Source organism: Methanophagales archaeon, assembly GCA_021159465.1.
GTDB lineage: Archaea > Halobacteriota > Syntropharchaeia > Alkanophagales > Methanospirareceae > G60ANME1.
In genome coordinates this window covers 1-6,735 of record JAGGRR010000180.1, presented here as the reverse complement: position 1 = coordinate 6,735, position 6,735 = coordinate 1, and the positions used below count along the sequence as shown (strand labels likewise).

At 44.9% G+C, this 6,735-nt stretch carries 7 protein-coding genes; all 7 read right to left on the bottom strand.

The genetic code is table 11. The features are described from left to right. Window positions 1-230: hypothetical protein (locus J7J01_08060; GenBank protein MCD6210820.1), on the bottom strand; the 230-nt coding region annotated here is incomplete at its 3' end. After that, the gene (locus J7J01_08055; GenBank protein MCD6210819.1) at window positions 223-1,323 is read right to left on the bottom strand and encodes a hypothetical protein; all 1,101 of its coding nucleotides are present in this window, start codon (window positions 1,321-1,323) and stop codon (window positions 223-225) included. The genes J7J01_08060 and J7J01_08055, both read right to left, overlap by 8 nt. A 56-nt stretch (window positions 1,324-1,379) precedes the next feature. Then, complete coding sequence (locus J7J01_08050; protein ID MCD6210818.1) at window positions 1,380-2,321, bottom strand: PKD domain-containing protein; 942 nt, start codon at window positions 2,319-2,321, stop codon at window positions 1,380-1,382. A gap of 45 nt (window positions 2,322-2,366) precedes the next feature. Further along, the gene (locus tag J7J01_08045; GenBank protein MCD6210817.1) at window positions 2,367-4,376 is read right to left on the bottom strand and encodes a fibronectin type III domain-containing protein; all 2,010 of its coding nucleotides are present in this window, start codon (window positions 4,374-4,376) and stop codon (window positions 2,367-2,369) included. 40 nt (window positions 4,377-4,416) lie between these two features. After that, window positions 4,417-5,940 carry a hypothetical protein gene (locus J7J01_08040; protein ID MCD6210816.1) on the bottom strand — a complete coding sequence of 508 codons (1,524 nt, stop codon included), beginning with the start codon at window positions 5,938-5,940 and terminating at the stop codon, window positions 4,417-4,419. A gap of 11 nt (window positions 5,941-5,951) precedes the next feature. Then, the gene (locus J7J01_08035) at window positions 5,952-6,377 is read right to left on the bottom strand and encodes a hypothetical protein (GenBank protein MCD6210815.1); all 426 of its coding nucleotides are present in this window, start codon (window positions 6,375-6,377) and stop codon (window positions 5,952-5,954) included. Window positions 6,378-6,388: 11 nt separating this feature from the next. Continuing rightward, window positions 6,389-6,735 (bottom strand): dockerin type I repeat-containing protein (locus J7J01_08030; GenBank protein MCD6210814.1); only part of this gene is annotated, 347 nt, incomplete at its 5' end.

Sequence of the window (6,735 nt, the reverse complement as noted above, 5' to 3'; positions counted from 1 at the left end):
CCCTTATCCTGTGCAGTTGCATTTAGCAGTGAATTATTGAAGTGCAGTTCATACTGAGCGCCGAATACTTCACTGCCCTCTGGGTCTATGCTAATATTAACCGAAAAGTTTTTACCTTTTAAAGCGGTTTGATGCGATGGCACGACACTTATATGCGCTGCAAAGCCAGTTTGCACCAATGTAATGAATATAATTGTTGCAGCCGTTGCTATATCCAGATTTTTATTCATTTTGTCTTCTCCACCTCTTTAATACGAGATACGATATTGCAAGTGTGGCAATTGGGAATGCCACTTCAAAGCCTCCTATCGCACGAGTTGGTGAAGTTGTTGTCGTTGGCGTTGTTGCTACTACTTCTGGCGTGGATGTTGATGCCGGTGCTGGTGAAGGAGAAGCAGCAGCATGGTTGCGAGAAGGCGTTATTGTAGGTGTCAGTTCTGTCTTTGGTGATGACATTGGTGAAGGCGTTGGCGTTGGTCTGAACATAGGGAAATCCCTGTGAAGTCTCCACGCTTTTATTCCGCCAAGCATGTTATAAACGACGAAGCCATGCTTCGCCAGTATTCCACTTGCTTCTTTGCTCCTCACTCCGGTCTTGCAATAAACAATGACTTTCTTCGTTTTGTCCAGTTCGTTAAGTCTGCTCTCTAACTCATTCTTCGGGATGTTCTTTAATCCAACCTTCGGCATGACTATATGCTCCGCGTTGTATTCCTCTTCTGTTCGAACATCTAACAGAATAATCTCTTCCGGCTCTTCCTTCAGCATTTGATATACCTCCTCAACTGTGAGATCGACGACAGCAGGCTTGCTCGTAACTTTTCCTATATTGCATATTCCATCGTTAATTTCAACCTCAACAATTTCAACATTTGGATCGACTAATTTCACATCGCTCAATTTCAAACCGCTCTGTCCTGAAGCGCCGATGGCTTCAAAAGAAACAGAAGCCAGTACGCCTGGTGATGTTACTCCACTCTTCACTCCCGTTCTGCTTTCGGCGTATACGATTTTACCAAGTGTGTTATTGGTTTCGTTTACAAACACATCTGTGGATACACCATCATGTGATAGGAAAGTTCCATGGGTTTGTACCAGTGCCTTTAGTATGCTGGTGTTGAAATACAGGACGTATTGAACACCGTATATCTCGTTCCCTTTCGGGTCCACGGTTATGTTTATTGTAAATATCTGCCCCTGTGTCGTATTCACCATTGGCGGTGATACACTCACAACTGCTGGTGTGGCTTGCACTGCCGCTATCGTGCTAATCAGTAACACGTACAATACTATACCGGTCATAATTGCACCTTTTTTTCCCATTTCTTATCACCTCTTCATTCCTTATTTCTATTAAAAAGTTTTTCGCTTTTTACTTTTCACCATGCAACCTCCTCCCAGTTTGCTCCTACAATCACACCATCGAAGATGTCAATGACGCAGTCGTTGTTCAGGTCTGCTTTGTCGCTTTGGGCTGCTGTCCAACTACTATCGGTGCATTTTTTCCCCCATTCCAGCCCTACCATGACACCATCGAATATATCTACGACACCGTCGCCGTTCGCATCGCCGGCGATGAATACATTTATTTGTGTGATGGTTGTGTTCGTGAGACCTCCGCTATCCGTCACTGTCAAACTGAGATTAAAGGGTTCGTAGCCTGTCCCATTGTAGTTATAAGTGGAATAAATATGTTCTGTCATGCGTCCTTCATCTGAATATCCATCGCCAAAGTCCCAGCTATAGTTCGTAATGGCATCGCCATCCGGATCATAAGAATTGGAGCCATTGAAGACTGCTTTGCACACGTAAATATTACCCACAATATTGTAACTGTGCATGGGGATGGCAATAGCAACAGGCGGGATATTGATAAATGCAGTGCCATTGTCCTCTGTTGCAGGTATGGAAGTTTCAATAGCGCCCGCTTCCTTCAGTTCATTTATCTTCGCGCCCAATGTTGTGGCTTCTCCATGGTTCCCCACTGCCTTTAACGTGATTTCCGCAAGCTTGATGTCACCGTTCAATCCATCGCCATAATCTATCCCGCCCATTCTCACAACACCAGTGGAGTTGTCAATGACAGCGTGGAAGAAGTCAAAATCGCTACTCGTTGCCGATAGCACATGAACCACCGAAGGGTCAAACGTGAGATTGATATCTGCAACACCTAGATTTGATACGTTGTTAATCATGATGGGTGTAACAGCATCTTCTCCTGGCTTCATGAACACGTTGTCAATTGAAATGGTGGTTGCTGATGCTGGAACAGTGGTCATCGAAGCTAATGAAAAGAATAGCATACACACTATCATTTTCATCTTTTTCTTTTCACTTATGTATGCCTTCATCCCTTTTCTCACCCCCTAATGCAGTATTTCAAAGCCTGATTCACCAAGCACGTGCTTTGAAAGATACATAGCATCGTAAAGGCTTAATTCGTTGTTACCACTGACTTCTCCCACTCGCTCATTCATCGTTTCAAAGCCGGGTTTGCCAAGCACATGCTTCGCAAGATACATAGCATCGTATAGCGTTACATTCCCGTTCTCACTCACATCACCGTTCTGCAGGACTATCAATGGTACGCTCACCGATTCGTTTATATTGCCAAATATGTCGGTTGCGGATACTGTGAGATTGCGAGGAAGGTAACTGCCATTATATATCGCGGTTCCAGCCGAAGCATTAACTGTTACAGTCCATATATTGGTACCAGGTATGCGGGTCATTGGCTGGTCTGGGGGACCTCCTATCGGGGTGAGGGTTATTGTCACGCTTACAACTCCGCAATCGTCGGTCACGGTGATGTTCAGTTGCGATGTTTCGCCCCATCTCGGCTCGGAATCGGTATCTTCTGGTATGGATGCCGGGCTCGCATCAGGGTTCGTTACTACCGGCGGTGTAATCTCTCCAATGATAAAGGTTCCATTATGCGTGGTTGCGGGAATAGAAATCTCCTCAGGACCTGCTTCTTTTAATTCAATAATGGTGATATTCAGTGCCGATGATTCACCGCCATTACCCACTGCCTTTAATGTTACGTTCGCGAGTAGTACCTCACCGTTGAGACCCGCTGATGCGGTCTGGAATGCGCCTATTCGTGTTATACCTGTGGAATTGTCAATCACAGCATCAATGAAATCGAAATCACTGTCGTTAACAGCGATGACGTGAACTACCGATTGATTGTAAGAAAGGAAGATGTCTGCGGTGCCGATGCGGGTTACGTTACTGATGTTGATGGAAGTAGTAATATACTCACCTGATAGCGCACTTGCATCGCTGATGCTGATAATTATCTCTGCAAAGGTCTTAAAAGAGTTTTCCGAACTTTGAGCTGAATTGTTACTCGGGTCTGTGCTGTTCGCCACAAAATAATAAGTAGTGTTCGGAGCCAGCCCTGAAAGAACAATGCAGTGATGCAGGACATAGGATACGTTATATGCCGTTTCAGTGTAGTTTCCTGGTTGAGTGCCATATTTGACCATACTGTTGCTCAACTCGCCAGTATCCCAGGTTACGGTTGCCGAATCTTTCGCAGTCGGTATCACACTGATATTGGTTATTACAGGTGGTGTAGTGTCAGGCACGTAAATGGTAATGTTCTGATAGAATCCGCTGGCGTTTATCTCCCCCTCCGTCACGATATGGTCGAACTCCGTGGAATTACCGATGTCATCGCTGACATTGAAGTATAAACTATCACCTCCGCTTATGTGAAGTAAATTTGTAGAGACCTGGTAGTAATTGGAGCTCTGATTAGTTTCTGCTGTAAAGACCTCACTGGTGTTCAGGTTCGTTATCGTCACATTGGGATTGTTCACCGGCGAGCCATCGTTATATGTAACAAAGCCCGATATTATGAATACTGATTCGTTAATTTCTACGCTTCCGTTATTAACTGAAACTCCCGGAATTGGCTGTGCACTCGGGTCGCTCAATTTCACATTGGTGAGATTCAGACCGCATATTCCGGTTTCCAGCGCCCGGAAAGTAATGGTTGCCAGTACACCTGGTGATGTAACGCCATAATCAACGTCAATTCTTGCTTCTCCATATTTTATCACGCCGAGGGTATTGTTTATCTTATTTGCAAATATGTTTGTAGAAGCGCCATCCTGACTGAGAAAAGGACCTTTCTCCTGTTTCGTTGCATTTAACAGTGTATTGTTGAAATACAGCGTGTATTGAGCACCCATCACTTCCACACCTCCAGGGTCAACGGTTATGTTCACTGAGAAGTTCTGCCCCTGCAGTATCTTCTGATATGATGGCTCTATACTTACCACTGGTGCTGCCAGTGCAGGCTGTGCAAAAACACACAGTATAGCAAGAGCGAGAGCTAACATTACTATCAAACGCCTTATTTGCATTTCTTCTTTTCACTCCCCTTATCGCTTCTATATTTTACTTTTACCATGCAACATGCTCCCAGTTAGCGCCATCGATGACCGCATCGAAGATGTCCACGACGCCATCCCCGTTTGCGTCACCAGCAATGAACACGTTCACCGGAAAAGAAGTGCTGTTATCAAGGACGGACTCTCCGTTGTCTTCAACTGTGAGTATGTCATTAAAAGGCTCGTAACCGTCAGAACCCAAGTTCCTGCTTCCATGCATGTTCTCGCATATCTGAACGGTACCATTAATGATGTTTACGGGCTCTATCCGTGTTGCATTATCATCTACGGCAATTACATTGCTGAGGTTCAAATTCGTGTTCGCTCCCTGCTGTAGTGCGGTGAAATGAATGGTTACGAGTGTATCGGGTAGAGTTACACCGCCAATATCACCTTTTCTTGTCTCTGCATATGAAATGATGCCATTTGTGTGGTCTATGCTATTGGTAATGACGATTGTCTCGCCAATGTTTCCGAGTAAAGGTCCTTTGGTTTGCATTTCGGCTCGTAACACACTGATATTGTAGCGTAAACAGATTTGAATACCGTAGACCGAATTCCCACAAGGGTCAACCGTAATGTTCACATCAAACTGGTCTTGCGGTTGAACGGTAATGTTCTCTGGTTCCACAGCTATTTGAACTGATATGCCCCTTACGGTTATTGTTATTGGGATATTCTCGAAATCGGTTAATTCACCATCGGTGACCGCGAAATGCATGTCAGGATAGATGCTCGCCTGTTCGAAAGCGGGCGTCCATGCGAATTTTCTCGTGCTCGGGTCAAAAGTTGCCCTAGGGGGCAGGTTGGATGCGGAATATGTCAATGCATCGCCATCAGGGTCGGTAGCAGAGATGGCAAATGCGAGCATGGAATTCTCACTAACCGACCTGTCTCCTATTTCTTCGAGCACCGGAGCAGTGTTAGTATTATTCACTGTAATCCGCACGGTCTCATTATCAGTTCCACCTTTGATATCGCTAACGCCAAGATCAATGTAATAAGTGCCAGCATCGTCATAGGAAGGTGTCCAGCTCCAAAGATTAGCAGTGCTGTTGATGGGTGTAAAAGCTCCAAACGAAGCGTTATTGCTGAATGTTAGCACATCTCCATCGAGGTCGGATGCAGTAATCGTTATATTAAGGGCAAAGCCTTCGTCAACGATTCTGGTACCAATGGGATTGAGCACTGGTGGCATATTAACATCAAAAGCATATAACTTGCCGCCACAAGTGCTACAGGTTTCGATATAGAGGGTGCCGTCGGAGGCTATTGCATACAATCTCGAGTGAGTGTACCAATCCCAGCCAGTAGTGTCTATGAATATTGTACCATCTTCAGCAGGAAATATCCACTTTAATGTTGTTGTGTTTGGTCCGTGATAGGGACTTAACCCGGTATAGTTGAGGCCATGGTGGAACTTGGACCATGGCGAAGAGGCGAGTTGTGCGGTTGCTACCGGAACTACTAACCACAAGATTGCACTGATTACAAAAGAACTTTTTCTCGTGAAATCTCGTGGTCTTTTACCTTTCATTCTTCTTCCTCTCATTCCTCAACCACTGCAGTTATCGTCTCCACCTCGTCACTCAGTCTGGTTGTTTGCGATGTAGCATTCACGAGCACGGAATAAGGACCTAGTATGAGATTGTCAGTAACGTTTAGCAATACGTTTACGCTCTGTCCGGGTTTAAGTATCAACGTAGTAGTGCTCAACAGGGCAATGCTCGCGTTATCCCCGTTGATTGCTGTAAGATTGAAGATATCAGTTTTATTACCAGTATTCATGACAGTGATAAGATAGGTTGCATTGTTTCCCAGTGTGGTAGTCTCTATAGTGGCATTTACAGTGAGGAAATCCTCGGTTGTATGTTCTCCAATAATCAAAGGAAGTGCTATAATGGATACTATTCCAATACATACCGGAAATATCCTTTTTTCCGTTTTTCCACTACCCATCAGAGCTGTATTCATGTCATCCTTAACTACCTGCATTTCAGGTTGTACATAGGATCTCCGGGATAACTTACGTTGTTCAGGAGTAAAGAGTAATCTCCCATGTTTATGCTACCATCGCCGGTCACATCACCAGCCCACTCATTTTTTAGTGCGTACGTAGGATCTCCAGGATAACTTACGTTGTTCAGGAGTAAAGAGTAATCCCCCATGTTCACGTTGCCATCACCAGTCACATCGCCGCAGATACCTGTTCTTACTTTCACGCTTCCATTGCTGGTATTTGCAGAGATAGGATTGACATTCGGGTCGCTTAGTTTCACTACGGTGAATTTGAGCTCGCTGAGTCCATCAATATCGTCAATTGCATGGAATG

Coding starts and splice junctions, on each gene's coding strand:
- J7J01_08055 (MCD6210819.1), bottom strand. CDS start 1,323: ATGGGAAAAAAAGGTGCAATTATGACCGGTATAGTATTGTACGTGTTA.
- J7J01_08050 (MCD6210818.1), bottom strand. CDS start 2,321: ATGAAAATGATAGTGTGTATGCTATTCTTTTCATTAGCTTCGATGACC.
- J7J01_08045 (MCD6210817.1), bottom strand. CDS start 4,376: ATGCAAATAAGGCGTTTGATAGTAATGTTAGCTCTCGCTCTTGCTATA.
- J7J01_08040 (MCD6210816.1), bottom strand. CDS start 5,940: ATGAAAGGTAAAAGACCACGAGATTTCACGAGAAAAAGTTCTTTTGTA.
- J7J01_08035 (MCD6210815.1), bottom strand. CDS start 6,377: ATGAATACAGCTCTGATGGGTAGTGGAAAAACGGAAAAAAGGATATTT.